A 26,040-nucleotide genomic window follows, 5' to 3' on the forward strand; every position below is an offset into this window, starting at 1 on the left:
AACAAAAATACGAAAATGCCTATAATTGTCTCAAAAAGCGAACTGTAAATGTGGCTCCTTTTCCTTCTTCTGAGTCTAAATCTATGGTTCCGTTGTAGGTTTCAACAATGTTTTTTACCATAGCGAGACCAAGACCCATTCCGCTGGATTTTGTCGTAAATTTAGGTTCAAATATTTTTGCTTTATTGGTTTCAGAAATGCCTGTACCGTTATCTGCAATACGAATTGAAACATATTTTTCTTCAGAAGATACAGTTACCTTTATTAAAGGATTTTCTGGCTTTTCTTGTTCAATGGCTTGAATTCCGTTTTTAACTAGATTGGTAATTACGCGTATTAACTGAGTGCGGTCAAATTTTGCAATAATTTCATCTTCTTCGGAAGAAAATTCTATATAATCTTCATTAAAAATATCGAGTGCTAGTTTTGTTATTTTGACTACATTGAGTGTTTCATCTTGTTGAGCCGGCATTTTTGCATAATTTGAAAAGGCTTCGGCAATAGAACTCATTGTGTCTATTTGTTGAATAAGCGTTTTACTGTATTCATCAAGCCTATTTTTAATGTCCGGATCGTTCTGGTCAAATTTACGCTGAAAGCTTTGCACTGTTAGGCGCATTGGTGTTAATGGGTTTTTAATCTCATGAGCTACTTGTTTTGCCATCTCGCGCCAAGCTGCCTCACGTTCACTGGTTGCTAGTTGTGCAGCACTGTTTTCTAGCTCATCGATCATCCCGTTGTAGGCATTTACCAACGTTGAGATTTCATCGGTGGTTGTGTTTATTAATATTTTTTTGTTGCGTTTGTTTAAACGGGTTTCTGTAATCTTTTCACTAATGGTATTTAAGGAACGTGTTATGTATTTTGAAAGAAAATAGGCCAAGGCAATTGCTATTAACAGCATGAGAAAATAGGCCATTCCCAAACGGGTTAAATTTTGTTTTAGTTCTTTTTTTATAAAGCCATCGTCTTCTATATACGGTAGGTTTAAAATTGCTAAGGGCTTAAAATAATTATCGGTTATAAATGAATAGGAAGATTGATATTCTTGGCCGTCTTCGGTAAAGTTTTTAACGTAATGCTTATTTGATGAATTGCGAAGTGCTTGCAGTGCATACTTTGGCATTTTTTGATTTGAGGTATCTTTTAAAAAGGATGCTTTTGAAGATTTTAAAAGGTTGCCATCAAGGTCATATAAGTAAATTTCAAGGTTATGAATTTCCTTGATTTCGTAGATTTCATCTTTAAAAATTAAAGGGATTTTGTCAGTTTCAACAGGATAAGTTGTTTCTTTTAAAACATAATTAATATTTTCTCTTATCGCAGTTTCTTTACGCTCCAACCGGTCTCGATGATAATCTTTGGCTTCTTCTCTATATTGATACACGGTGACCAATGCAATAAGGATTGACGCCCCTACCACCAATAATAACATGGAAAAGAAAATACGGTTACGAAGCGAATGCCTGAAAATATTCATGAAATCTATTTGTTAACGAAAGATAACAATAATTGCACCAACTTTTATAATTGAACTATATCCTATTTTTCGCGAATGCGTTTGTAGAACTTGTATCCTAACATTAGTAATACCGAAAAGGCAATAATACCCAAAACACCATAAACCCAATTAACAGCGTGGCGCAACATTACCAAAAAGATTACAGCAAATAGAATGATAGTTGCTCCTTCATTAAACAATCGCATGAAGTTTGAAGAATGCTTCACAATACCGTTTTGAAGTTGTTTATAAATTTGGTGGCATTTTAAATGATATACAATCAATAAAAAGACAAAGCCTAGCTTAACTTGCATCCAAGCGTCTGTTAAATAAAAAGGTCGTAATGAGATTAACCAGACAGCAAACCCAATTGCTAAAATTGCTGAAGGCCAAGTTATAATGGTCCACAATCGTTTAGCCATTATGTTAAGCTGGTTTCCTAAAATTTCTTTTTCAGGAGATGGTTTTTCTGAAGCTTCAATTTGATACACAAAAAGCCGAACAATATAAAACAAACCTGCAAACCAGGTAATTACAAAAATTAAATGCAAGGCTTTTATATAATTGTATTCCATAGGTCAAATGTACAAATAAGGTTTATGAAATCACTCAATCAAGCTTTTTCTAACTTCTCGATTCAGGAAATAGCCGGTAACTACAGTTGATAAAAAGTCGGCAATGGGGAACGAAATCCAAACACCCAATTCGCCAAAATAAGCAGGTAAAATTAATATCAACGGAATAAAGAAAAACCCCTGTCTCGTTAATGTTAACAGCAATGCTGGCGTTGCTTTACCAATAGCTTGAAAGTAAGCCGAACCTATTAATTGAATGGCTATAATAGGAATAGCAGCAAAAACCCATCGCATGGCCGAAGGCGTTTCAGATAAAATTACCTCATCTTGAGTAAAAACAGATACAATGGCTTCTGGAAACGTCATGATTAACGCAAAAATTACCAATGCAAGAAGCCCGGCATATTTTATTGCTTTATTAATACTTTCTCGTACCCTCGTGTATTTATGGGCACCATAATTATAACCTGCAATAGGCAAAAACCCTTGAGTTACTCCCAAAACCGGAAATAAAGCAAACATAAGCATACGCCCTATAATTCCGTACATGGTTACCGAACTCTCACCACCCAAGTTGAACAAAATATTATTCATCAATAAATAGGTTAAACTTACAACGGCCTGTCTTGCCAAGGTAACAAACCCTAGTGCTGACATTTCTTTCAAAATAGCTGTATTTAACCCAAAATGTGATAAACTAATACGTAACTCAGATTGGTCACTTAAAAAGAACCATAAAATATAAAGAAAACACAACACATAAGAACCTGTAGAAGCCCAAGCTGCTCCAGCCATTCCCATATCTAGCAAATTAATTAATACGTAATCGAGCAGTAAATTTCCTACTGAGGGTATTATCATCGCAATCATTGCAACTTTTGGTTTACCTTCAGCACGTATTACATTGTTTCCCATCATAGAAAGAGCCAACACGGGAACACCATACAGAACAATTTTATAATAGATTTTTGCGGGTTCAAAAATATCACCCTTTCCACCAAAAGCAGGAATTAACTCATTGGCAAAGGTGAGCCCTATGATCACCATAATTACAGTTACCAAGATTGTAACTGTGATTTGATTACCAAACGTTTTTAAAGCTTTTTCTTTATCGTTTGCGCCCAGTGCTCTTGAAATGATAGAAGAACCACCTATACCTATTGCCATTCCTAGAGCCGCAATAAAAAACGAAACCGGAAGCACTACATTAATTGCCGCAATTGCGATAGAGCCAATCCAGTTTCCTACAAAAATGGTATCTACCAAAATATTTAAAGACATTACCAAGATGCCTATCGAAGCAGGAACAGACTGTTTTATCAGTAATTTACTTATGGGCTCTTCACCCAGACTGGCAGAGCGGTTTTTAAACGCCATTCTATCTCTTTTTCAAATTAGGCAATGGCTTTATCTACATCAACTATTCGCCATTCATCAATCCATCCCGCTAAAAGTTCAGCAAAATCATCTCGGTCATTTAAGCACGGTACGGTTGTAAATTCTTTTCCGCCGGTTTCGTGAAAAATCTCTTCGCCTTCCATAGCAATTTCTTCTAGTGTTTCTAGACAATCGCTTACAAATGCAGGAGTAACTATAGCCAATTTTTTTATACCTGATTTACCCATACGCTCAATAGTTCTATCTGTGTAGGGCTGCAACCAAGGATCAAAACCTAGTCTAGACTGAAATGAAACCGAATAACTGTTTTCTTTTAAATTTAACGCTTCGGCAACCAACCTTGTGGTTTCATAACATTGATGACGGTAACAAAACTTGTGTGCTTTTGATGGCGTAATACAGCAAGTTCCGTCAATTTTACAGTGAGAGTTTGTAATATCACTTTTTCTTATGTGACGCTCAGGAACACCGTGGTAACTAAATAAAAGATGATCATAATCTGCATCTTTTAGTTTTTCTGAAATGCTTCTTGAAAGCACTTCAATATATTCGGGTTTGTTATAAAATGCCGGTAGTGATGAAATTTTTAACTGCGGAAAAAACTCTTCACGAAGCTCTTCAACCTTTACATTTATAGTTTCGGTCGTGGCCATAGCAAATTGTGGATACAACGGAATAACCAAAACCTCATCCACATCTTGGTCAACCAATTGCTGAAGCCCTTTTTTTAAGGTCATACTTCCGTATCGCATAGCTAGAGCTACGGGAACCGTAACTTTTTGTTGAATTTTTTTCTGAAGCCTTTCTGAAATAACAATTAAAGGTGAACCTTCATCCCACCAAATTTTTTGATAGGCTTCAGCAGATTTTTTTGGCCTGGTATTTAAAATGATACCTCGCACCAATAAAATTCTGGCCCAACGTGGTACATCAATAACCCGTGGATCCATTAAAAATTCATCCAAATATTTTTTTACGTCTTTAGGATCTGTTGAGTCTGGTGATCCCAAATTAACAAGGAGTACTCCTTTTTTCATATTTCAATTTTCTATTACAAAATTACTGGTATTAAAATGAACTGTCAAACAGCAAATCCCTATAAAATTTATGGTAGTATTTCTATTTCTTATGTAGAAAGACTCATTAAATACTTTTTGGGTGTGGTTCCATATTTTTTCTTAAAAGCCGAAATAAAATGACTGGCAGCGCTATACCCAACTTTTAATCCTACTTCATTAACATTATGAGATCCGGTAGCTAATAGTTGACGAGCCACTTCCATTTTATAATCAAATAAAAAACTAAAAACTGAATCCCCATAAATTTGCTTAAAGCCTTCTTTGAGCTTATTTATTGGCAAGTTTATTTCATCTGCAAGCTCTTGCAATGTTGGAGGTTCTGCCATATTATTAATAACAATTTGTTTTGCTCTTTTTATCTTCACCACATTATCTTCGTCTGCTAAGAAAGGACACTGTTCTATATCTAAGTCTGCCGGTCTATTAAAATACAAACTAAGCAGCTCATATGCCTTGCCTTTAAAATATAAAGGTTTAACAGAGGGATGAAGGTTGTAATTCATCAATTGGTTAAGCACAACTGCCATAGAAGGAGAAATGTGTGTCTCCTTATAATACTTTCGGTCTTTATTTTCGTCACTTAAAAAAGTGATAAAGTTTGCCTCTGCTGAAAAAAGACTATGAAACTTCTCTATAGGAAGTAACACCGTTAAAATCCAAGAATTTCTAGAAACAGTGATATGCAATGGTAAATCTCTTTGAGGATTGTATAATAATAACGCATTCTCTTCTTGCAACGGAAGCGTATAATTTCCCTCGTTAAAAATAAAGCTTGCAGAGCCTTTTATACAAAAATGAAATTGAATAAAATTGGCACCTACTTCACGTTTAAATGTCTGTATATCATCTGTTTCATTATTAAATTTTAAGATAAAAAACCCTTTCGAAATTTGAGTTTCATCATAAAAATTTGTTTGAGCCACAGATAGACTTTCAGCGATATTTTTTTCTGATAACATCGTGTAATTTTTTATTTTTATTTAGAATAATTCTAAACTACAAACGGTTTTTCACGTCTGAATGATACGAAATTAGGGCATTTATATGACAAATGTCAATTTTTAGCAGAAATTAACACCGTTCGATATAAATGATACCGCAAGCGTTATTTTTTACTATTCTTTGCCCTTACATTTGCGCTGTTGAATATGAAAAGAAACCATACTTCCCATTTATCAACTTCTCAAGAGAATTTTTATGCAATAGGCTTAAATTATAAAAAAGCCGATGCAGAAACTCGTGGGTATTTTAGTATAGACACAACCATACAAAAAACAATTTTACAGCAAGCAAAACAAGAAGGTATTGCATCTTTATCTGTATTATCTACTTGTAACAGGACCGAGTTGTATGGCTTTGCCCAAAATCCGTATCAATTAATCAAACTTCTTTGCGACAATACAAAAGGATCGATTGAAGATTTTGAAAAAGTAGCTTATATTCATAAAAACACAGCAGCGGTTTCGCATCTTTTTAACGTAGGCACAGGGTTAGACAGTCAAATATTAGGTGATTTTGAAATCATAAGTCAATTACGCAACAGTTTTCGTCAATCCAAAAAAGCCGGATTGTTAAATGCGTATATGGAACGGTTAATCAATGCGGTTATTCAAGCAAGTAAACGCATTAAAAATGAAACTGAAATTTCTACCGGAGCCACTTCAGTAAGTTTTGCTGCCGTACAGTATATAATGGCTCACGTTCCTTATGTTTCAGAAAAAAATATTTTACTCTTCGGAACAGGAAAAATAGGTAGAAACACCTGTGAAAACCTTATAAAACACACAAAAAATGAGCACATAACGCTCATTAACCGAACAAAAGACAAAGCCGAAAAAATTGCAGGGAAGTTCAATTTGATCGTAAAAGACTACGCAGATATTCAAAGTGAAATGGCTCAAACCGATGTTTTAATCGTGGCAACAGGAGCACAACAACCTACCATTTCAAAAGAGCTATTATACTTAAAGAAACCGTTATTGATATTAGATTTATCAATACCTAAGAATGTTTCAGAAGATGTAAAAGAGAATGATTTGGTTACCTTAATACATCTTGACGAATTATCTTCTGTAACAAACCAAACGTTGCAACAACGTGCCGAGCAAATTCCTGTAGCCAAAACTATTATTGACGAGGTAAAGTCTGAGTTTAACACTTGGGTACACAATCGCCACTTTATCCCTACAGTCATAGCCTTAAAGTCAAAACTTTCTGAAATAAAAAATGGTGAAATAGATTACCATCGAAAAAAACTCGATGGTTTTAATGAGCAACAAGCAGAAATTATAAGCGACCGTATCATTCAAAAAATCACAACACAAGTGGTAAACCACCTCAAGCAAACCAATGGATCAACAGATCTACATTTAAGTATGCTTGAAAAAATGTTTCAGCTAGAAAATCAGGAACGTGAATAAAACCATCCGCATTGGTACTCGCGATAGTGAATTAGCACTATGGCAGGCCAAAACAGTACAAAAAAAATTAGAACATTTTGGGTATAAAACTGAGTTGGTTCCGGTAAAATCTACCGGAGATTTAGTTTTAGACAAACCCTTATATGAAATGGGCATCACTGGTATTTTTACCAAAACACTTGATGTTGCAATGCTAAACGGCACGGTAGATATTGCTGTGCATAGCATGAAAGACGTCCCTACCGCTTTACCAAAAGGTATTGTTCAAACAGCTGTATTAGAGCGGGCTTCAAGTACAGATATCGTAGTGACCAAAAAAGCTTTTAACCCAAAAAATCCTTGCACGATCGCTACTGGAAGTCTGCGCCGCAAAGCACAATGGCTTAATCGCTATCCAAACCATACTGTTGTAGATTTACGCGGAAATGTAAACACGCGACTGCAAAAATTACAAGATAATAATTGGCACGGCGCCATTTTTGCCAAAGCCGGACTGAAAAGAATTCAAGTTTTGCCAGAATCATATGAAAGCTTAGACTGGATGATACCTGCTCCTGCACAAGGAGCTATGGTGGTTGTCGCTTTAGAAAAAGATACATTTACAATAGAAGCGACTTCAAAATTGAATAATCCTCAAGCAGACATTTGTACGCATATTGAACGCAAGTTCCTTCAAAAATTAGAAGGTGGTTGTACAGCGCCTATTGGTGCTTTGGCTACTTGTATAAACAATACTATTCAATTTAAAGGTGCTTTATTTTCACTAGATGGTCAAACCAAATTAGAGATTGCCAAGCAATGTCCAATAGATGACTATGAAACTTTGGGTATAAAATGTGCTGAAGAAATGCTAAACAACGGCGGGAAAGAATTAATGCAAGCGATCAAATCTGAAATGGAAAAATAGATGTGTTATGAAATCCATTCTTTCTACAAAAAAACTTACCCTTGCCCAAAAAGAGCTTCTTTTAAACTCAGGGCTTACATTTGTAGAGTATGATGCAATTTCTATTACGTTTTTACCATTTGAAGCGCCAAAACAGATAAAAAACGCCATTTTTACAAGCAAAAATGCTGTAAAAGCACTTTTTTCTACTCAAAATGTAATTCCTAAAATTGAAAATTGTTATTGTGTTGGAGAAAAAACAAAAGCACTTTTAGAAAAAAACAATCAAAATGTGGTAAAAACATATCAATATGGAGCCGAATTGGCTACTTATTTGACAAAAAACCACAAAAATGATTCGTTTTACTTTTTTTCTGGCACAAAACGCTTGGATACAATCCCAAAAGCATTAAAAAAAGCGGCAATTCCTTTTTCTGAAATAGTAACATACAAAACAGAACTTAGCCCAATTAAGTTTGATCGTATTTTTGATGGTGTCCTTTTTTTTAGCCCAAGCGGGGTAACAAGTTTTGTTTCAGAAAACAACATACAAGATTCAATTGCTTTTTGCATAGGCACCACAACTGCTTCCGAAGCAAAAAAACACACGCAACAGATTGTAATTTCAAACTCAACCTCGGTTGAAAGTGTAATTGCAAAAGCTGCAAAAACATTAAAAAAACTATGATTAAAAACGATTTATTTTTACGAGCACTTAAAGGGGAAAGCGTTGAACGGCCACCTGTATGGATGATGCGCCAAGCAGGTCGTTATCTTCCAGAATTTATGGAAATAAAAGCCAAATATGACTTTTTTACTAGATGCCAAACTCCCGAGCTAGCTAGTGAAATCACTGTGCAGCCTATACGAAGATACGGTATGGATGCCGCTATTCTTTTCAGTGATATTTTGGTTATCCCGCAAGCTATGAATATCGATGTGCAGATGAAACCCGGCGTAGGCCCTTGGCTTCCTAACCCAATACGAACTGAAAAAGATTTAGATAGTGTTATTGTGCCAGATATTCAAGATACTCTTGGTTATGTTATGGATGCTATAACAATGACAAAAGAAAAATTGAATGATGAAATTCCGTTAATAGGGTTTGCAGGGAGCCCGTGGACAATTTTATGCTATTGTGTGCAAGGACAGGGTTCAAAAAACTTTGATAAAGCAAAACAGTTTTGTTTTACACAACCACAGGCTGCACACACCTTGCTGCAAAGAATCACAGATACTACAATCGCATATTTAAAAGAAAAAGTAAAAGCCGGTGTTAATGCTGTACAAGTTTTTGACAGCTGGGGCGGCATGTTATCACCTACAGATTATCAAGAATTTAGTTGGAACTATATTCAACAAATAATTGATGCTCTTAAAGATGACGCTCCTGTAATAGCTTTTGGAAAAGGCTGCTGGTTTGCACTTGATACTATGGCTACAAGTGGTGCATCTGCCTTGGGTGTAGATTGGACGTGTGATCCACAAACAGCTAGAAAGTTAACCGGAGGCGCCATAACCTTGCAAGGTAATTTTGACCCTACTCGTCTGTTCAGCCCTCCTTCCGAAATTAAAAAAATGGTTACTCAAATGATAGATGCTTTTGGTAAAGACAAATACATCGTTAATTTAGGTCACGGTATTTTACCTAATATCCCTATTGAAAATGCAGGTGCTTTTATAGAAGCTGTAAAAGAATATAAAGCTAATTAAATGAATGTTTTAAAACGCATCAGGCAACTTAGCTTAAAGCAATTGTGGCATTTGTCTGGTGTGTTTATAAAACAACCTTTTTTAATTTTTCCTACACTCAATGCTACCAAAAAAACAATGCAAATAAGTAGTGAGTTGTATGGTAGAAAACATCATAAAAATGGCCCGGCAAATGCATTTAGACATGCATTATGGAATATTTTAATAGCTAGAGCTGCTTTTGAAAAACTTCAGAATACACAAAAAAGTATTGACTGGGCAAAAAAGATTACTGATCTTCACGAAAAGTTAGCGCCAAATAATCCGCTGGAAACTGCAATGGATTTACACAACAATGAAGTAGGACGTCAATTTTTTTCTCAAGTAATTACACATTCAGAACAAGAAATGATTGATTTTATTCAAAAAAAGACTGAAAAAGCTCAAAAAGTAACCAAAACTGACGAAATTGATGATTTTAAAGACACTTTAGTCTTTATTCTGAAACCATCATAGTTTTCTGAAATATGTTCAAAAACACATTAAAAGGCATACAAGCATATTTTAATACGTTTCAACTTATCTCAAAATTAAAGTTGTGGCGCTATTTTGGTATCCCAATTTTAATAAGTGTATTAACAGCTGCTTCTGTAGGTTTACTAGCGTGGGGATTGAGTGACAATATAGGCGCATTTATTGCAAAAATTTGGCCTTGGGATTGGGGTTCGGTTACATTTAGAACCATTAGCGATGTGATAGGAGCTATAGCTATTGTGGTCCTTGGGCTGGTTTTGTACAAGCATATTGTAATGGCTTTGAGCGCACCGTTTATGAGTCCGGTTTCAGAAAAAATAGAATATCACATTACAGGAAAGACACCAAGCAAAAGCAATTCAAACACCACTCAATTGCTTAGAGGAATACGAATAAACGTCCGCAATTTGCTTATGGAACTACTTATCACCATTCCTATTTTATTACTTAGTTTCATTCCGGTTGTTTCAATACTAACTTCAATTATTTTGTTTTTGGTACAATCGTATTATGCAGGATTTGGAAACATGGATTATACATTAGAACGTCATTTTACATATCGTGAAAGCATTTCGTTTGTTAGTAGAAATAAAGGCTTGGCTTTAGGTAACGGTATTCTATTTATGGCTATGTTATTAATTCCTGTTTTGGGTATAATTTTAGTTTTACCACTTTCTGTAACAGCCGCAAGTAGTGAAACTGTAAAAATTTTACAACAAGAACGCGCTTTGAAAGAGCATAAAAACATTTAAAATGAAAGATCAATTTGTAACCTACATAAAAACCTTACAAAATACCATTACATCAAAGCTAGAAGCTATTGATGGTACAGCCCAATTTAAAGAAGATCTTTGGAAACGTGAAGGTGGCGGCGGTGGTAAAACACGTGTAATTGAAAACGGATCTGTTTTTGAAAAAGGTGGTGTAAATATTAGTGAAGTACACGGCGAACTTCCAGAAAGCATGCAAAATTATTTTGGTGTAAAAGATGCAAATTTCTTTGCCTGCGGATTGAGTTTGGTGTTACACCCCAAAAACCCTTTTGTTCCTACTGTTCACGCAAATTGGCGTTATTTTGAAATGTATGACCAACAAGGTAACATTGTAGACCAATGGTTTGGTGGCGGGCAAGATCTTACTCCTTATTACTTGTTTGAAGAAGATGCCACACACTTTCATAAAGTTTGTAAAACTGCCTGTGATAAACATCATACAGATTTTTATGCAAAGTATAAAGCACGATGTGATGAGTATTTTTACAATTCACACAGAGGAGAAGCGCGAGGAATTGGCGGTCTTTTCTTTGATTACCTAAAAAAAACTGAAACTATGAAGATGGAAGATTGGTATAATTTTGTAACCGAAGTAGGAGATAGTTTTCTAGAAGCGTATGTTCCTATTGTTGAAAGAAGAAAAGGTCTGTCATACACTCAAGAACAACGGGACTGGCAAGAAATACGCCGTGGTCGCTATGTTGAGTTTAACTTGGTACATGACAAAGGCACCTTGTTTGGGTTAAAAACAAATGGTCGCATTGAGAGTATTTTAATGAGCTTACCTCCACACGTTCAGTGGCGTTATGACCACCAACCCGAACCCAATAGTGCAGAAGAAAAATTAGTAACTCGATTACAAAACCCAAAAGACTGGGTATAAACGTAAGTTTACAACAAAGAATTGTTATACTTTTCTGAATAAACACAATAGTTTATTCATTTTAAAGTTCAGCTTAGTACTTTTGTTGGGTATTTTGTAATTTAACATTCCTGTTTTTAGGAGTTGAATTTTGAATTATTTCAGCAAAAACAAGCAACCATGAAAGTTAAAATAATAAATAAATCGAGCCACCCCATTCCTTCATATGAAACTATAGCTTCTGCAGGAATGGATCTTAGAGCCAATGTTTCAGAACCCTCTACATTAAAACCATTACAACGCGCCATAGTAAAAACAGGATTGTTTATTGAACTTCCTGTTGGTTATGAAGCCCAAGTGAGACCACGAAGTGGATTGGCAGCCAAAAAAGGAATAACAGTTTTAAACAGCCCAGGGACTATTGATGCAGACTATCGAGGTGAAATTGGCGTTATTCTTGTAAATCTTTCAAATGAAGATTTTACAATTGAAAACGGTGAGCGTGTTGCGCAACTAGTTATAGCAAAACATGAGCGTGCCGTTTGGGAAGAAGTTGACACACTTGAAGAAACATCTCGTGGAAGCGGCGGCTTTGGCAGCACCGGAACTAAATAAACAAAATCTAATAAACCTAAACCTCCCCACAAATTTTTAAAAATTATGAAAATTATTGTACCTATGGCCGGACGTGGTTCACGCCTTCGCCCACATACATTAACCATCCCAAAACCATTAATTCCAGTAGCTGGAAAGCCTATTGTTCATAGGTTAGTCACTGAAATCACACACATTCTTGACGAAAAAGTTGATGAAATTGCTTTTATTTTGGGTGATCCTGCTTTCTTTGGAGATGATATTGTTGAAAGCTTAGAAGCACTAGCCAAAAGCTTAGGCGCAAAACCTACTATTTATAGACAACTGGAGCCTAAAGGTACCGGCCACGCCATTATGTGTGCTCAAGAGTCGCTAGAAGGCCCTGCTGTTATTGCTTATGCCGATACGTTGATCAAAGCAGATTTCAACTTAGACAAAGAAGCCGATAGCGTAATTTGGACCAAAAAAGTAAAAAATCCAGAAGCTTATGGTGTCGTAAATCTAAACGATAAAGAAGAAATTACAGAATTAGTTGAAAAGCCCACCAAATTTGTGAGCGATCAAGCTGTAATTGGTATATATTATTTTAAAGATGTTGGCGTATTAAAAAAAGAGCTTCAATACGTGCTAGACAACAATATAATTCATGGAGGTGAATATCAAATTAATGACGGTATAAAACGTATGATGGCCGACGGGAAAATTTTTAAAACCGGAACTGTTGATGAATGGATGGATTGCGGAAATAAAGAAGTAACCGTCGCTACCAATAAAAAAATGCTTGGTTTTATTGCCAAGAGTGATGAGCAACTTATTTCAGAAAAAATTACAAATGAAAATTCAGAAATAATTGAACCATGTTTTATCGATGAAGGGGTGGTCCTTAAAAACAGTAAAGTTGGTCCCTACGCATCAATAGGTAAAGGCACAATAATTGAGAACAGTAACGTTAAAAATAGTATAATCCAAACGCATTCAGAAATTAAAAACGCTACATTAGATAATGCTATGATTGGTAATCACGCTACATTTAATGGTGAGTTTACAAATGTAAGTATTGGTGATTATTCAGCTTTAAAATAAGTAAGATTACGTGATTTGAGTAACCGGTTTTTATATACTTTATTGCTTTTCTTCGGAATCATTTTATTTCCGAAGCAATCAATAGCGCAACAAACCGAACCTCCTCAAGAACAGCCTACAGACGATTTGGGAAATGTAACTGATGCATTTCAAGAAAATTTCTTTGAAGCTTTAAAACAAAAAGGAATAGAAAATTATGAATTGGCTCTTGATGCACTTCGGAAAGCTGAAAATGCAGCAAAAGATGACGTAAAACTCCAAGCAGTCGTTGCTTTTGAAAAAGCCAAAAACTTAACTCAATTAAAGCAATTTGATGAAGCGGAGGCTAACTTTAAAACTGTATTAAAAACCGAACCTCAACGGCTTGATGTGCTAGAAGCTTTATATGATGTTTATTACCAAAAAAGTGATTATGATGCTGCCATCCCGCTGGTGCAACAATTAATTAAGTTTGATGAAGATTATAAAGAAGATTTGGCCAATCTATATTCTAGAACACGTCAATTTGATAAAGCCATAGAAGTACTTGATGATCTTGATGATACGTGGGGCGAAAGCGATTATCGCAATGCATTGAGAGCTCAAATCTATAAGCAAACCGGTAATACCGAAGGCCAGATTGAAAATCTTGAAACTCGTATAGATAAAAACCCAAAAAAGGAACAAGATTACCTTAACTTAATTTACTTGTACAGCGAAGAAGGAAATATTGAAAAGGCATTTGCAACTGCAAAAGACTTGTTGAAAAATCAACCAAACTCCAAAAAAGTACACTTGGCACTGTACAAGTTTTATTTGGAAGAAAATCAACCTGAAGATGCTATGAAATCAATGAAAATTGTATTTTCAGCTTCCGAAATAGAGCAAGATAGCAAGTACAAAGTGTTGAGTGATTTTATCAATTTTGTTGAGAAAAACCCCCAATACGAATCACAACTTGATCCAATTGTTGCAAATTTTAGCACAACCAATTCAGGTAAAATTTATGAGCAATTAGGAGGTTATTACAATTCAAAAGGAGAAAAAGAGACTGCTTTGTCTTTTTATGAAAAAGGGATTGCAGGAGATGAAGATAATTTCAGTTTATTGAAAAACACGTTATTACTTCAAATTGATTTACAAAAATATGAAGCCGCTCAAAAGTTAAGTACAGAAGCTCTAGATGTTTTTCCGGCGCAACCCTTGTTATATTTAATTAATGGCGTGACGCAAAACAGCTTGAAAAATCCAGATAAAGCAATTGAAAGTTTAGAAACAGGCTTGGATTATTTATTTGACAATCCCACGATGCTTCAAGATTTTTATAAACAATTGCAGCAAGCGCATAGCTTAAAGGGAGACACAAAAAAAGCCGCTGAATACGGTAAAAAAGCTTCAGAAATAAAGTTGACAAACTAACGAATGAATTATACAAAATATATTTTTATAGCCTTTGCAGTTATTCTTACTTCTTGTGGTACTACCAAAGGATTAAAAGGCTCAAAAACCGCAAACGAAAACATTTCTGTTAAAAACATTATCAATTCTCACGAAGCCGCTTCGCCCAATTTTAAAACAATGGCAGCTCGCATTCAAGTAGTGTACAAAGATGATGACACGCAGCAAGCTGTTACCGTAAGTCTACGCATGGAAAAAGATAAAACCATATGGGTAAAAGGCTCACTACTGGGTATAACTCTTGTAAAAGCCAATATTACTCCAGAACGTGTTCAATATTACGAAACCATTGGCGGCACTTACTTTGATGGAGATTATGCTTTATTGAGTGATTGGTTGGGTACCGAAATTAATTTTGAAAAAGCACAAGCTATTTTATTAGGACAATCTATTTTTACGTTATCTAAAAATGATTATACCTCTTCTGTAGCCCAAAACAAGTATAAAATGCAACCTAAAATTCAACCACAGAATTTTATTCATTTTTTATTTTTAAATCCAGAAAACTTCAAAGTCGCTTCAGAAAGTTTATCACAACCCAATAATGATAGGTTGTTAAACGTTCGGTATACAGATTATCAAAAAATAGGAACAGATTTTTACCCTTCAGAAATAAAGATTAACACTACTGAAAAAGATAGTAAAACCAGTATTGATGTTATTTATAAAAAAATTGATCTGGATGTAAATATTGGTTTTCCTTTTAATATTCCGGAAGGATATGAAAAAATAGAATTGTAATGCGAAGTAATTTTGCTACATATTTTTTGTTAGGATGCTTTTTATTTATTGCAACCAGCCTCACTGCACAATCTGAAAAACAAAAAGAACTTGAAGCGCAACGACAAGCTATTCTTCAAGAAATTAAACAAATTAACTCTTTATTATTTAAAACCAGAAAAGAAGAAAAATCTGTTTTAAACCAAGTAGAAGATCTTGATCAACGAATAAGCGCTACTGAAAATTTAATTAGAGTTACCAATAGACAGGCCAATTTGTTAACTAGAGAAATAAACAACAATCTAACAAAAATTGATAACCTAAGAACAGAACTTGATGAACTAAAGGAAGATTATGCAGCGATGATACAAAAATCTTACAAAAGTAAGTCACAACAAAGTCGCGTGATGTTTTTACTTTCTTCAGAAAGTTTTTTACAAGCCTACAAGCGCTTGCAGTATATGAAACAATATACAAAACATCGCAAACAACAAGGAGAAAGTATCAAGCAAAAAACAGCCGAATTACAACAGCTTAATAAAGATCTTGTAGCTCAAAAAAATAAAAAAGAAGCATTAATTGTTGAAAATCAAAAAACCAAAAGAGAACTTGCAAAAGAAAAGAAAAACCAAGAAGCTTTAATTGCATCTCTTAAGAAAGATGAAGGTAAATTTGCCTCTCAAATACGCGAAAAACAACGCAAGGCCGATGCTATTGACAGACAAATTGAAAAATTAATTAGAGAAGCAATTGCAAAATCAAACAAAGCATCAGGAACTAAAAATGAGACTACAACTCGAGAATCAACCTTTGCCTTAAATGCCGAAGCTAAAGAACTTGCCGCAAACTTTACAAATAACAAAGGCAAACTACCTTGGCCAATAAATAAAGGCGGCGTTGTAGTAAAGCATTATGGTAAACACCGTCATCCTCAATTGCCAAACGTTACTACATTTAATAGTGGTGTAGAAATTGCTACTGAGAATGGCGCTAAAGCAAGAGCTGTTTTTAAGGGCACTGTTCTAGAAATACAACAATTAAAAGGAGCCAACAAGGCAGTATATATTCAACATGGTGACTACATTACCGTTTATAACAATCTTGCAACCGTTACCGTAAAAAAAGGAGACAATGTTGGCACCAAACAAGAGATAGGAACAGTTTTTAATAATCCTCTTTCCGGTAAAACAACTTTAAAGTTTCTTATTTATCAAAATACTAAACGAATGAATCCAGCAGATTGGATTTTTAGAATGTAATTAATGAGGTAACTTATCTTTTACAACACCATATAAAAAGGTGCCCAAAAGAGCCCCAAAAATTACTATTAAAATAGACCAATAACCAGAACCAACCAAGACATACATAGGTCCTGGACAAGCTCCTGCAAGAGCCCAACCTAAGCCAAATATAATCCCTCCAAATAAATAACGGTATAGGCTTTTCTTTTTAGGAATCAACTTCATAGGTTGATTGCCAATTGCTTTTATATCATTTTTCTTAATAATTTGAATGCCAATCACCCCAAGAATTAATGCTGAACCAATAATACCGTACATATGAAAAGAACCAAAATGAAACATTTCATAAATACGAAACCATGAAGCTGCTTCAGATTTGTACATTATAATTCCGAAGAAAATTCCAATACTTAAATAAACTATCTGCTTCATACCTTTAAAAAATTATAGGAAAGAATACGTGAATCATTAATAAACCTCCAATAAAAAAACCTATTACAGCAATTAACGAAGGTAATTGCAAGTTGCTTAACCCTGAAATTGCGTGACCAGAAGTGCAACCTCCAGCGTATCTGGCACCAAAGCCTACCAATAGACCGCCAATTAATAAAACCAGCAATACAAAGGGGTTTGACAACTGTTCTGCTGAAAATAATTCAGGTGGTAAATAAGATTGATTGGCACTTGTAATACCATAATCTGTAGATAGTTGTTCTGCTACATTTGGGTTAATGATAACCTCATTGTTTGACATATATTGAGAGGCCAAGAAACCTCCTATAATCGCGCCTAAAACTACTAAAAGATTCCACCGCTCCTCTTTCCAATTAAATTTGAAAAAATCTGCAACTTTCCCGGCTCCTCCTGCTGCACACATAGTGCGCAAATTTGATGACATGCCAAATTGTTTACCTGCAAAAAGCAGTAAAAACATAACAAGTGCAATTAGAGGTCCGGCTACATACCAAGGCCAAGAGCCGTACATACTACTCATAAAATCTATTTTTTAAATTCAGTTACTGCATCACTTAAATCAAAAACAGTGCTGTTTGGAAATTGGTTTTCCAAAATACTACTTCCAGCAGCACTTCTATATCCTCCTGCACAGTGTACAACAATTGGTTTTTCAGAAGGTAAATTTGATGCATTTTCTCTTAATTTATGAAGTGGAATAGTATGAGCGTTATCAAAAAACAACCCTTCTTCTGTTTCGCTTTGATTGCGTATATCTACAATAGTATACTTATCCAGGTTATTTTTAAATTCAGCTACATCAAGCTTTGGGGTTTGCTTTAGGTCTTTATTACTCAATGTAACCACCGCTTTAATTTGTTTTTCATACCCTATTTTGGCTGTTCTATCAAGTAATGAAGAAATCTGGTCTATTGAGCTTGCAACTAAGTAAAAGGGCTCTTCAGGCTTTACTGTTGACCCTAACCAGGTTTCAAACTTTGACGTTGCAGAGGTTGCCATTATATTAATACTATTAGGCAAGTGATTTTTCTTAAAATCTGCTTCGTCACGTGTATCAATCACCAAGGTATCATCTTCTATTTCTGAAACATTCAATTGAATAGAAACGTTTCCGATACTTTTTGATAAAACATCGGCTCCATCTTTATTAATTGAAACATTAAAACCAAAATAATGAGGTATAAAAGGTTGAGAGCTTAATAAATGACTTGTAAATTGCTCTTCTGTTTGGTTTTTAAAAGCCCAGTTGCCTAATCGTTCATTACCCAAAGTACTTGAAGATGCATCTGCACTCATGCCCTTTCCGCATAAAGATCCGGCTCCGTGAGCAGGATAAACAAGAGCTGCATCTGGTATGTTTGTAAATTTATTTTGGATAGTTTTATACATCATTTTTGCCAACTCTTCACGTTTTGCTTTTAAATGACCTGCTTTTTCACGTAAATCTGGACGACCTACATCACCCACAAAAAGTGTGTCTCCGGTAAAGAGAGCTATATTTTCATCTTCATTGGCTTGTATGGTAATACTATCTGGTGAGTGACCAGGAGTGTTAATAGCTGTAAATGTAGCATTGCCCATGGTCACACTATCACCATCATCAAAAGGCGTGTGTGGATAATCTGCTCCTGTTTTTTTACTTGCGTAAATAGTTGCTCCTGTTTCTTTGTGGATTTGTAGATGAGAACTTACAAAATCTGCATGCGGATGCGTTTCAAAAATTGCAGTTATAGTAGCATTGTTTTCTTCAGCTAATTTATAATACTGCATAGGATCTCTTTCTGGGTCTACCAATGCCATCTTTCCGTCACTTATTATTGCGTAAGAATAATGTGCTAATGGCTTATATTCAAACTGTTTAATTTTCATATACTAAAGTTTTTGTAGTACAAAAATAAGAAAGAAAAGGTGTTTTGTTTGTAACATTAGTTACTGACACACGTAAACAACTTTATCCTTTTTGAAGCATTATAAATAATTCATTCCCGGCTCTTTCAGGTATTGAATTATAAGCTTTTTCCATCTTTTCAATTTTAAAAAGAGGCGTGAAAAGAGAAAGGTACTCTTCTTTGTTACCACCAAAAGGCGGATGGTCTTCAAATAATGGAATTGAAAACAGTAACCCTACCAATTTACCTTTAGAATGAAGTAAATCGTACATTTTTGATGCGTACTGGCTTCTTAGTTTGGGGGTAAGAGCACAAAAGAAAGTTTGTTCAATAATAAGATCAAATGTTTCTTTCACATTAAAAAAATCATCTTGTATTAAGTGACCGGAAGGAAAGTTTGGAACTCGGTTTTTAAAATTTTGAAGAGCAATGTTTGAAACATCAACTACATAAACATTTGTAAAACCTTTATTAAACAAGTATTCTGCTTCATATGAATTACCACCACCGGGAATAAGAATTTTTAGTTCTTTATTTGTGAGTTGATCAAAATATTCTTTTAAAGGCGTAGAGATATATCCAATATCCCAACCCATGTTTTTTTCTTCATAGCGTTTATTCCAGTAAAGTTCATTAAACATAGGTTATAGATTTATAATAGTAGCAACACCTTTTTAAAGGCACATCTACTCTAGAGTAATAAAAGAGAAAGATGATTTAAGAAAAAAGTTAATTAAATAGTGCTTTTAATTCTGTGGCATCTTTTGGATCCATCTTTTTGGCTAAAACTAAACTTAACTGTCTTCTGCGCAAAGCGGCATCATATCGTTCTTTTTCAAGATCAGTTTCGGGTTTTAGTGGAGGGACAGGCACCGGGCTTCCCATTTCATCAACAGCTACAAATGTGTAAATAGCTTCATTTGCTTTGCTACGCATTCCGCTTTCTCTATCTTCAATCCAAACATCCATATAGACTTCCATAGAGCTTTTAAAAGCGCGAGATACTTTTGCTTCAACAGTCACAACACTTCCTAAAGGGATCATTTTGTTAAAAGCAACATGATTAACCGATGCTGTAACAACAATTCTACGGCTGTGACGTCTAGCAGCAATCCCAGCTGCACGGTCCATTCTTGCCAATAATTCGCCACCAAACATATTACCTATAGGATTTGTTTCACTTGGTAAAACAAAGTCTGTAATGATGGTTCTAGATTCTAAAGCTGTTTTGGGTTCCATTGCAAAAAATAGTTTTTGCAAAGGTACGTTGGTTTTTAATTAAATGGAATAAAAACTGTTGATTATCTATTTAGATAAATCTTTAACCAATAACCAAGCTGCTTCATTTTCAGTACGCTTTATATTCCGAAGTTGTTGAAGTGCTTCTCTTCGGTTTTCATAACTAGCATAAACTACTTGATGAAGGCCGTATTTATTGACTCCTATCAATTTTGCATTGTATCCCTTTTTGTTAAGCTGTTCTATTTTGTTTACCGCATTTTCTTCCATCCTGAAAGCTCCTGCAATAATGTGATAGTTGCCTTTTTGTTTAGGCACCGTAACTTTGATAGCCGGTAATGGATTTTCAATAACAAAAGTAGCTTCTTGTATCTGGTTTTCTATTCTATTGTCAGCCTCTTGCTTAGCTGCAAAATTGTGTTTTTGCACTTTACTTTCATAAAGTTTCATACCTCCAAAACCGCCTAACGTCAGTGCTATAAGACCAACTGCTGCATATTTTAAGTAAGGTTTAAAAGCACGTCGCTCAGGGGTAATGTGTATGGGCGCTTTTTCTTCAAGGTTCTCAACCGTCTCTTTATAAACTTCACGGTTAACCTTTGTTGAAGTGTATGTACTTAAACCAAAGGATGCGGTATTAAAGTTTTCTGTCTCAAAAGGTGTAAACTGAAGTGATTTTTCAGTATTCAGAGAAAACTCTCCTAGATGCTTAAAGACTACCGTTTCACCTTCTGAAAGTTGAAGCGCTGCTTTTGAAGTGTAATTTCTTATTTTTTGTATCGCAACCTCATAACTACACTTTTCTACAGAGGCAACATAGTTTGCCAACAAACCATCATTGGTTTGTAATTGTCTATTAAAAGAAAGTGATTTTGAAGGCGGATAAAAGGTATTGGTTTCATCATCAATTCTAGCAGATTGATATTGCGTTAAAAAAGCTCCAAAACCAGGAATAATAACACACTCATACCTATATAGTAAGTCTTTTATGTAAGTGGCTAGTTGCATACTAACAAACATAGATTAATTTTTTAGGTATTTCAATTACCGGGCATAAAATTTATCAACAAGTTAAAAAAGTGTATTTTTAAAAACTCCCCGATTGCATATTTTCTATTATGTTATCACAAAAAGAATTACTTTATACGCTTGCTTTACAGCGCACTCCTAATCTTGGAGATACTTCAGCAAAAAAATTATTACGTGCCGTAGGATCGGCCGAAGCAATTTTTAAAGAAAAAAAACACAATTTGCTGAAAATTGATGGTATTGGTTCCTTTAAGCTGAAAAACCTTAATGAAAACCAACAACTTACAGAAGCCGAAGCCGAACTTCGCTTTATCAAAGATAATGATATTGAATTTTCATATTTTCTTGACAAAACATATCCTGAACGCCTAAAACATTGTCTAGACGGTCCTATACTTTTTTTTCATAGCGGAAATATTGATTTAAAGAATAAAAAAATAATAAGCATTGTTGGCACTCGAAAAGTAACTACCTATGGAACTATTTTCTGTGAAAAATTAATAGAAGAATTAGCGCCTCTCGATCCCATAATTGTTTCAGGATTTGCTTATGGAGTTGATATTACAGCTCACAAAGCTGCAATGGACAACAACTTGCAAACTATAGCTTGTTTGGCTCACGGACTCAATCAAATATACCCAAAAGTTCATAAAAAATATGTCACCAAGGTTGAACAACATGGTGGTTTTATCACAGAGTTTTGGAGCGACGATCCTTTTGATAGAAATAACTTTTTAAAACGAAACCGAATCATTGCCGGATTATCTGAAGCAACCATCGTGATAGAATCTGCCGAAAAAGGAGGAAGCCTTGTTACTGCCGATATTGCAAATTCTTACAATCGAGAAGTGTTTGCAGTACCGGGCCGAAGTAGTGATAAACAGAGCCAAGGTTGCAATAACCTCATAAAAAGACAGCAAGCTCATTTGTTAACAAATGCCGCAGACCTTATATACCACCTAGATTGGGAACTAGAAGAAACCAATAAAAAACCACAACAAACTCAGCTATTTGTAGAATTAACCGAAGAAGAAAAAACAATCTACCGGTTTTTAAAACAAAAGGATAAAGAGTTGCTAGACATTATTGCTCTAGAATGTCAAATACCAACTTTTAAAGTAGCCACTATTTTATTGAATATGGAATTGAAAGGTGTTGTACGGCCTTTGCCCGGCAAATTGTTTCAAGTGGTTTAATAACCCACTTTGTCTCGCACGCGTTTTAAAACCTCATCAGCTACTTTACCTGCTTTTTGTGCACCTATTTTTAAAGCGTCATCTATTTCGTCTAGGTTGTTTATGTAATGATTGTATTTTTCTCGTTGTTCAGAAAACGTTTCGGTTATTAACTCAAATAAGGCTTGTTTGGCGTGGCCATACCCATAGCCACCGTTTTCATAATTGGCACGCATTACGGCAGTTTTTTCTTCCGAAGCTATTATTTTATACAACGCAAATACATTACAAGTATCTGGGTTTTTTGGCTCTTCTAGTGGGGTGCTGTCGGTTTCGATTCCCATTATTTGTTTCCGAAGTTTTTTATCAGGCAAAAATATATTAATGAAATTATTGTTCGATTTACTCATCTTAGACCCATCGGTCCCGGGAATAAGCTTAGTGTTTTCTTGTATTTTACCTTCAGGTAACACAAATGTTTCGCCCATTTTTGCATGAAACCTTGAAGCCACATCACGCGTCATTTCAATATGCTGTAATTGATCTTTCCCAACGGGGATAATCTCTGCATCGTACAATAAAATATCTGCTGCCATTAACATTGGGTAGGTAAATAGCCCGGCATTGACGTCTTCTAGCCTGCCTGCTTTGTCTTTAAAAGAGTGAGCTAATGTTAACCGTTGATAAGGAAAAAAACAGCTTAAATACCAAGAAAGCTCTGCTGTTTGCGGCACATCGCTTTGGCGATAAAAAGTAACTCTATTAATATCTAGCCCAAAAGCCAACCACGTTGCTGCCACGCTATAGGTGTTGTTTCGTAACGTTTCGGCATCTTTAATTTGCGTCAACGAGTGCATGTCTGCAATGAACAAAAAGGATTCATTTTTTGAATCATTTGCCATTTCAATTGCTGGCTTGATAGCACCCAAAATATTTCCTAAATGCGGGGTGCCTGTGCTTTGTATTCCTGTGAGTATTCTTGACATTGTAAAATTAAATCTTTCAGCAAAAGTACTTTAATTTGATGATAACTTCGAAATTAAAAACGACCTTTCTTTTATTGAAAAATATGAGAAGTAGTACACTCCTCCTATTTTAAACAAAGCTGGTTTTACCAATCGTATTCTGTTTTCTTGTAAACTTTCTTCGTGATTTCTAGACCTTTCAAATACTGATAGAATGGGTTTTTCACCCGATACCTCAAAGGTTTCTTTGCTTACAGTGATAGTAGTAAAATCTTCTTCTAGTTCTTTTTCATTTAAGTACAACGAATTGGTTGTCCCGTAATTAGGCGGATTTGCTTGAACAGCATCATTTATTGTTAACCCAACTAAAACACTTATAGATACAATGGCAAAAACTGGAGAACCTGTATAAATTGGCACATAACTATCATTTGTTGTACTCATTCTATGACCCGATTCAGGAATGTGAATAGCACCTACTTTTATAGTGTAATTTGATTGGTCTTCATATGCCACAATACCAGCGTCTCCTCTATACAGTCTTCTTAAAAATTTTTTGCTTTTGGTTATGTCGTCAGGATCTTTAATACCGTATTCGGGGATTTTTAAATTTTGAGGGGTCGTAAAATTGCCCATTGAGGTATCATCAAAATTATAAGAACCTAATATTTTATTTGTTTTATAATCAACTACCTGAACTTTCACCTCCTGCTTTGTTTGAACCATCTGAAATAACAAATCGTTTTTAAGGTATGAATGCGATTTAATTTCTTTTTTTGAACGTCTTTGTTTGTCAATTTTTGGAAAATCTACTGTGTATGGGCTTATTTTTCTGGTTTTTAAGTCTAAAGCAATAATATCTGTAATATGGTCTGCACCATCTTCATCTGTATAATAATCAACTGTGATTATAATTTTATTTTCTGAAACGTATATTTTTTTTGGGTTGAGAGACAAGGTTAAAGAACCCTCTTCATCCATTTTAAAAATATTTATAATAGAATTTTTACTGAATAGTTTTTGAGAAAGATACTTTTCTGTTAACACATCATTTTCAGAAATAAATTCAATTTTTTCAAAACCTTCTTTTTCAGAAAAAACATACACTGAAATGAAAGAATCTTCTGTAATTGAAACAGCATAAAACTTATTATTTGTGCCATAATATCCAATGAGCGTTTCTTTTTTATCAAAAACGTCTTCTATTATGGTTTCCTGAACTTCTGAAGTTGAAAAATCAACATCCATAAAACCTATATTGTCTTTTCTGGCAAAGTATAAACGTAGCTTATCTTGTAGATGAATAGCATCTAAAAAAGAACCTACTTTATTAGGAATGTTTGCTTCAACTGTTTTTAAAACCGTTCCTTTCTCATCTATTTGATGAGCTTCAATATCGTTTTTATCAACTTTTAAAAAAGAAAAACCTCCCGTTTTTTCATTAGCCAACGGAACAATAGCCGTTTTACTAGAGAATATTAATGTTCCGTCAATAGGAACTTTAATGTTTTCGGTCTGTGAGTATGTAATTTTAGAGACAAAAAAAAAGAGTAGTAGTAAATAGCGCATTAAAAATAGTTTTGACAAATGTATACAAATGTGATAATATAAAAAATTAGGCCATAGATTGCCGTAAAAATGTAATTTTGGACTTCGTGAAATTTTTAAAATACATCCTAATAGCTTTATATCGTATCTGGTTTTATATACTAGTTACTGTCCCTATACTTGTATTATTTCCTATACTACTTATTAGTATTCTTAAGGAGAAATGGTATCCGTTTTTCTTCAAATTGGCTAAGATTTGGGGCACTATTATTTTATACGGAATGGGATTTACACCCAAAATAAAACGAGAAACCAAATACATTAAAGGGAAGAGTTACATGTTTGTGGCCAACCACACCTCAATGACCGATATAATGTTAATGCTATACGTAGTAAACAATCCATTTGTTTTTGTAGGTAAAAAAGAATTGGCAAAAATACCCGTATTTGGCTTTTTTTATAAACGCACTTGTATTTTAGTAGATCGGGATAACCCTAAAAGCCGCATGGAAGTTTTTAAAAGGGCGCAGCAAAAACTAAACAGCGGGTTAAGCGTTTGTATTTTTCCTGAAGGTGGTGTTCCAGATGATTATTCAGTGCTGCTAGACACCTTTAAAGATGGGGCTTTTAGACTGGCAATAGATCATAACATTCCTATTGCTCCTATGTCTTTTCACGATAATAAAAAGAGATTCTCTTATTCTTTTTTATCTGCCAGCCCTGGTAAAATGCGTGTTAAGGTTCACGAAACCTTGCCTACTAAAATTTTGGCTATGGAAGATAGACGTATGTTAAATCATACAACTCATAAGATTATCAAAGACGAACTTTCAAACCCTACTGTATAAAAAAACCGTCCTATGGCGAAGGACGGTTTCTTTTAATCATGTTTGGCATCACCCAAACCTAACCAACTAAAAAACTAA

27 protein-coding genes are annotated in these 26,040 nt (G+C 34.7%); 14 read left to right on the plus strand and 13 right to left on the minus strand.

Features of this window, described 5'->3' with window-relative positions; all coding sequences use genetic code 11:
• Positions 1-19 precede the first annotated feature (19 nt).
• The 5 genes from INR76_RS03565 to INR76_RS03585 all read right to left on the minus strand — a co-directional run bounded on the left by INR76_RS03565 (position 20) and on the right by INR76_RS03585 (position 5,512).
• Positions 20-1,480 carry an ATP-binding protein gene (locus tag INR76_RS03565; protein ID WP_223109290.1) on the minus strand — a complete coding sequence of 487 codons (1,461 nt, stop codon included), beginning with the start codon at positions 1,478-1,480 and terminating at the stop codon, positions 20-22.
• A 62-nt stretch (positions 1,481-1,542) separates the two neighbouring features.
• Positions 1,543-2,076: a CopD family protein gene (locus tag INR76_RS03570; RefSeq protein WP_223109291.1), complete on the minus strand. Its 534-nt coding sequence runs from the start codon at positions 2,074-2,076 to the stop codon at positions 1,543-1,545.
• Positions 2,077-2,106: 30 nt separating this feature from the next.
• Positions 2,107-3,453, minus strand: a complete 1,347-nt coding sequence (locus INR76_RS03575) for an MATE family efflux transporter (protein WP_223109292.1) — start codon at positions 3,451-3,453, stop codon at positions 2,107-2,109.
• Positions 3,454-3,470: 17 nt separating this feature from the next.
• Positions 3,471-4,511 (minus strand): ferrochelatase, encoded by a 1,041-nt coding sequence (hemH, locus tag INR76_RS03580; protein ID WP_223109293.1) that lies wholly within the window; start codon positions 4,509-4,511, stop codon positions 3,471-3,473.
• 89 nt (positions 4,512-4,600) lie between these two features.
• On the minus strand, positions 4,601-5,512 hold the full coding sequence (locus tag INR76_RS03585) for an AraC family transcriptional regulator (protein ID WP_223109294.1): 912 nt from the start codon (positions 5,510-5,512) through the stop codon (positions 4,601-4,603).
• Between the two features lie 189 nt (positions 5,513-5,701).
• On the opposite strand from INR76_RS03585, the gene hemA reads away from it, so the two are divergent.
• The 12 genes from hemA (at position 5,702) to INR76_RS03645 (ending at position 16,813) form a co-directional block, all read left to right on the plus strand.
• Positions 5,702-6,973 carry a glutamyl-tRNA reductase gene (gene hemA, locus INR76_RS03590; RefSeq protein WP_223109295.1) on the plus strand — a complete coding sequence of 424 codons (1,272 nt, stop codon included), beginning with the start codon at positions 5,702-5,704 and terminating at the stop codon, positions 6,971-6,973.
• A complete protein-coding gene (hemC, locus tag INR76_RS03595) occupies positions 6,966-7,880 on the plus strand; it encodes a hydroxymethylbilane synthase (protein WP_223109296.1) in 915 nt (304 codons plus the stop codon). The genes hemA and hemC overlap by 8 nt, the downstream gene beginning before the upstream one ends.
• A gap of 7 nt (positions 7,881-7,887) precedes the next feature.
• Positions 7,888-8,547, plus strand: coding sequence for a uroporphyrinogen-III synthase (locus INR76_RS03600; protein WP_223109297.1), 660 nt, complete (start codon positions 7,888-7,890; stop codon positions 8,545-8,547).
• Positions 8,544-9,572: a uroporphyrinogen decarboxylase gene (gene hemE / locus INR76_RS03605; protein ID WP_223109298.1), complete on the plus strand. Its 1,029-nt coding sequence runs from the start codon at positions 8,544-8,546 to the stop codon at positions 9,570-9,572. The genes INR76_RS03600 and hemE overlap by 4 nt, the downstream gene beginning before the upstream one ends.
• On the plus strand, positions 9,573-10,067 hold the full coding sequence (locus tag INR76_RS03610; protein WP_223109299.1) for a hypothetical protein: 495 nt from the start codon (positions 9,573-9,575) through the stop codon (positions 10,065-10,067).
• 11 nt (positions 10,068-10,078) lie between these two features.
• Positions 10,079-10,837 carry an EI24 domain-containing protein gene (locus tag INR76_RS03615; RefSeq protein ID WP_223109300.1) on the plus strand — a complete coding sequence of 253 codons (759 nt, stop codon included), beginning with the start codon at positions 10,079-10,081 and terminating at the stop codon, positions 10,835-10,837.
• 1 nt (position 10,838) lies between these two features.
• Entirely contained in the window at positions 10,839-11,741 is a 903-nt protein-coding gene (gene hemF, locus INR76_RS03620) for an oxygen-dependent coproporphyrinogen oxidase (RefSeq protein ID WP_223109301.1), read from the plus strand.
• A 159-nt stretch (positions 11,742-11,900) separates the two neighbouring features.
• The gene (dut, locus tag INR76_RS03625) at positions 11,901-12,335 is read left to right on the plus strand and encodes a dUTP diphosphatase (RefSeq protein WP_223109302.1); all 435 of its coding nucleotides are present in this window, start codon (positions 11,901-11,903) and stop codon (positions 12,333-12,335) included.
• Between the two features lie 45 nt (positions 12,336-12,380).
• Positions 12,381-13,397 carry a sugar phosphate nucleotidyltransferase gene (locus INR76_RS03630; RefSeq protein ID WP_223109303.1) on the plus strand — a complete coding sequence of 339 codons (1,017 nt, stop codon included), beginning with the start codon at positions 12,381-12,383 and terminating at the stop codon, positions 13,395-13,397.
• Positions 13,398-13,412: 15 nt separating this feature from the next.
• Positions 13,413-14,795 (plus strand): lipopolysaccharide assembly protein LapB, encoded by a 1,383-nt coding sequence (locus tag INR76_RS03635; protein WP_223109304.1) that lies wholly within the window; start codon positions 13,413-13,415, stop codon positions 14,793-14,795.
• A gap of 3 nt (positions 14,796-14,798) precedes the next feature.
• Positions 14,799-15,575 carry a DUF4292 domain-containing protein gene (locus tag INR76_RS03640; RefSeq protein ID WP_223109305.1) on the plus strand — a complete coding sequence of 259 codons (777 nt, stop codon included), beginning with the start codon at positions 14,799-14,801 and terminating at the stop codon, positions 15,573-15,575.
• Positions 15,575-16,813 carry a murein hydrolase activator EnvC gene (locus INR76_RS03645; RefSeq protein WP_223109306.1) on the plus strand — a complete coding sequence of 413 codons (1,239 nt, stop codon included), beginning with the start codon at positions 15,575-15,577 and terminating at the stop codon, positions 16,811-16,813. The genes INR76_RS03640 and INR76_RS03645 overlap by 1 nt, the downstream gene beginning before the upstream one ends.
• Here the strand turns inward: INR76_RS03645 and INR76_RS03650 are convergent, their stop codons facing one another.
• The 6 genes from INR76_RS03650 to INR76_RS03675 form a co-directional block, all read right to left on the minus strand.
• Positions 16,814-17,227: a DUF6691 family protein gene (locus tag INR76_RS03650; RefSeq protein ID WP_223109307.1), complete on the minus strand. Its 414-nt coding sequence runs from the start codon at positions 17,225-17,227 to the stop codon at positions 16,814-16,816.
• A 4-nt stretch (positions 17,228-17,231) separates the two neighbouring features.
• Positions 17,232-17,789 (minus strand): YeeE/YedE family protein, encoded by a 558-nt coding sequence (locus INR76_RS03655; RefSeq protein ID WP_223109308.1) that lies wholly within the window; start codon positions 17,787-17,789, stop codon positions 17,232-17,234.
• Positions 17,790-17,794: 5 nt separating this feature from the next.
• Positions 17,795-19,138, minus strand: coding sequence for a rhodanese-like domain-containing protein (locus tag INR76_RS03660; RefSeq protein ID WP_223109309.1), 1,344 nt, complete (start codon positions 19,136-19,138; stop codon positions 17,795-17,797).
• An 82-nt stretch (positions 19,139-19,220) separates the two neighbouring features.
• Entirely contained in the window at positions 19,221-19,799 is a 579-nt protein-coding gene (locus INR76_RS03665) for a methyltransferase domain-containing protein (RefSeq protein ID WP_223109310.1), read from the minus strand.
• Between the two features lie 88 nt (positions 19,800-19,887).
• Positions 19,888-20,397, minus strand: a complete 510-nt coding sequence (locus tag INR76_RS03670; RefSeq protein ID WP_223109957.1) for an acyl-CoA thioesterase — start codon at positions 20,395-20,397, stop codon at positions 19,888-19,890.
• Between the two features lie 66 nt (positions 20,398-20,463).
• The gene (locus INR76_RS03675) at positions 20,464-21,417 is read right to left on the minus strand and encodes an SPOR domain-containing protein (RefSeq protein ID WP_255592774.1); all 954 of its coding nucleotides are present in this window, start codon (positions 21,415-21,417) and stop codon (positions 20,464-20,466) included.
• Between the two features lie 98 nt (positions 21,418-21,515).
• Between INR76_RS03675 and dprA the strand changes: the two genes are divergently transcribed.
• Positions 21,516-22,622 (plus strand): DNA-processing protein DprA, encoded by a 1,107-nt coding sequence (gene dprA / locus INR76_RS03680; RefSeq protein ID WP_223109311.1) that lies wholly within the window; start codon positions 21,516-21,518, stop codon positions 22,620-22,622.
• On the opposite strand, the gene trpS is transcribed toward dprA, so the two are convergent.
• Together trpS and INR76_RS03690 are read right to left on the minus strand one after the other, a co-directional pair.
• Entirely contained in the window at positions 22,619-23,587 is a 969-nt protein-coding gene (gene trpS / locus INR76_RS03685) for a tryptophan--tRNA ligase (RefSeq protein WP_223109312.1), read from the minus strand. The two genes, dprA and trpS, sit on opposite strands and share 4 nt — an antisense overlap.
• A 30-nt stretch (positions 23,588-23,617) precedes the next feature.
• Positions 23,618-25,135: a hypothetical protein gene (locus INR76_RS03690; RefSeq protein ID WP_223109313.1), complete on the minus strand. Its 1,518-nt coding sequence runs from the start codon at positions 25,133-25,135 to the stop codon at positions 23,618-23,620.
• An 86-nt stretch (positions 25,136-25,221) separates the two neighbouring features.
• Between INR76_RS03690 and INR76_RS03695 the strand changes: the two genes are divergently transcribed.
• A complete protein-coding gene (locus INR76_RS03695; RefSeq protein WP_223109314.1) occupies positions 25,222-25,962 on the plus strand; it encodes a 1-acyl-sn-glycerol-3-phosphate acyltransferase in 741 nt (246 codons plus the stop codon).
• Positions 25,963-26,040: the final 78 nt, after the last annotated feature.

The sequence above is a fragment of the Marixanthomonas sp. SCSIO 43207 genome (assembly GCF_019904255.1).
In the GTDB taxonomy this organism is placed as follows: Bacteria; Bacteroidota; Bacteroidia; order Flavobacteriales; family Flavobacteriaceae; genus Marixanthomonas.

Coding starts and splice junctions, on each gene's coding strand:
- INR76_RS03565 (WP_223109290.1), bottom strand. CDS start 1,480: ATGAATATTTTCAGGCATTCGCTTCGTAACCGTATTTTCTTTTCCATG.
- INR76_RS03570 (WP_223109291.1), bottom strand. CDS start 2,076: ATGGAATACAATTATATAAAAGCCTTGCATTTAATTTTTGTAATTACC.
- INR76_RS03575 (WP_223109292.1), bottom strand. CDS start 3,453: ATGGCGTTTAAAAACCGCTCTGCCAGTCTGGGTGAAGAGCCCATAAGT.
- hemH (WP_223109293.1), bottom strand. CDS start 4,511: ATGAAAAAAGGAGTACTCCTTGTTAATTTGGGATCACCAGACTCAACA.
- INR76_RS03585 (WP_223109294.1), bottom strand. CDS start 5,512: ATGTTATCAGAAAAAAATATCGCTGAAAGTCTATCTGTGGCTCAAACA.
- hemA (WP_223109295.1), top strand. CDS start 5,702: ATGAAAAGAAACCATACTTCCCATTTATCAACTTCTCAAGAGAATTTT.
- INR76_RS03600 (WP_223109297.1), top strand. CDS start 7,888: ATGAAATCCATTCTTTCTACAAAAAAACTTACCCTTGCCCAAAAAGAG.
- hemE (WP_223109298.1), top strand. CDS start 8,544: ATGATTAAAAACGATTTATTTTTACGAGCACTTAAAGGGGAAAGCGTT.
- INR76_RS03610 (WP_223109299.1), top strand. CDS start 9,573: ATGAATGTTTTAAAACGCATCAGGCAACTTAGCTTAAAGCAATTGTGG.
- INR76_RS03615 (WP_223109300.1), top strand. CDS start 10,079: ATGTTCAAAAACACATTAAAAGGCATACAAGCATATTTTAATACGTTT.
- hemF (WP_223109301.1), top strand. CDS start 10,839: ATGAAAGATCAATTTGTAACCTACATAAAAACCTTACAAAATACCATT.
- dut (WP_223109302.1), top strand. CDS start 11,901: ATGAAAGTTAAAATAATAAATAAATCGAGCCACCCCATTCCTTCATAT.
- INR76_RS03630 (WP_223109303.1), top strand. CDS start 12,381: ATGAAAATTATTGTACCTATGGCCGGACGTGGTTCACGCCTTCGCCCA.
- INR76_RS03640 (WP_223109305.1), top strand. CDS start 14,799: ATGAATTATACAAAATATATTTTTATAGCCTTTGCAGTTATTCTTACT.
- INR76_RS03645 (WP_223109306.1), top strand. CDS start 15,575: ATGCGAAGTAATTTTGCTACATATTTTTTGTTAGGATGCTTTTTATTT.
- INR76_RS03650 (WP_223109307.1), bottom strand. CDS start 17,227: ATGAAGCAGATAGTTTATTTAAGTATTGGAATTTTCTTCGGAATTATA.
- INR76_RS03655 (WP_223109308.1), bottom strand. CDS start 17,789: ATGAGTAGTATGTACGGCTCTTGGCCTTGGTATGTAGCCGGACCTCTA.
- INR76_RS03660 (WP_223109309.1), bottom strand. CDS start 19,138: ATGAAAATTAAACAGTTTGAATATAAGCCATTAGCACATTATTCTTAC.
- INR76_RS03665 (WP_223109310.1), bottom strand. CDS start 19,799: ATGTTTAATGAACTTTACTGGAATAAACGCTATGAAGAAAAAAACATG.
- INR76_RS03670 (WP_223109957.1), bottom strand. CDS start 20,397: ATGGAACCCAAAACAGCTTTAGAATCTAGAACCATCATTACAGACTTT.
- INR76_RS03675 (WP_255592774.1), bottom strand. CDS start 21,417: ATGTTTGTTAGTATGCAACTAGCCACTTACATAAAAGACTTACTATAT.
- dprA (WP_223109311.1), top strand. CDS start 21,516: ATGTTATCACAAAAAGAATTACTTTATACGCTTGCTTTACAGCGCACT.
- trpS (WP_223109312.1), bottom strand. CDS start 23,587: ATGTCAAGAATACTCACAGGAATACAAAGCACAGGCACCCCGCATTTA.
- INR76_RS03690 (WP_223109313.1), bottom strand. CDS start 25,135: ATGCGCTATTTACTACTACTCTTTTTTTTTGTCTCTAAAATTACATAC.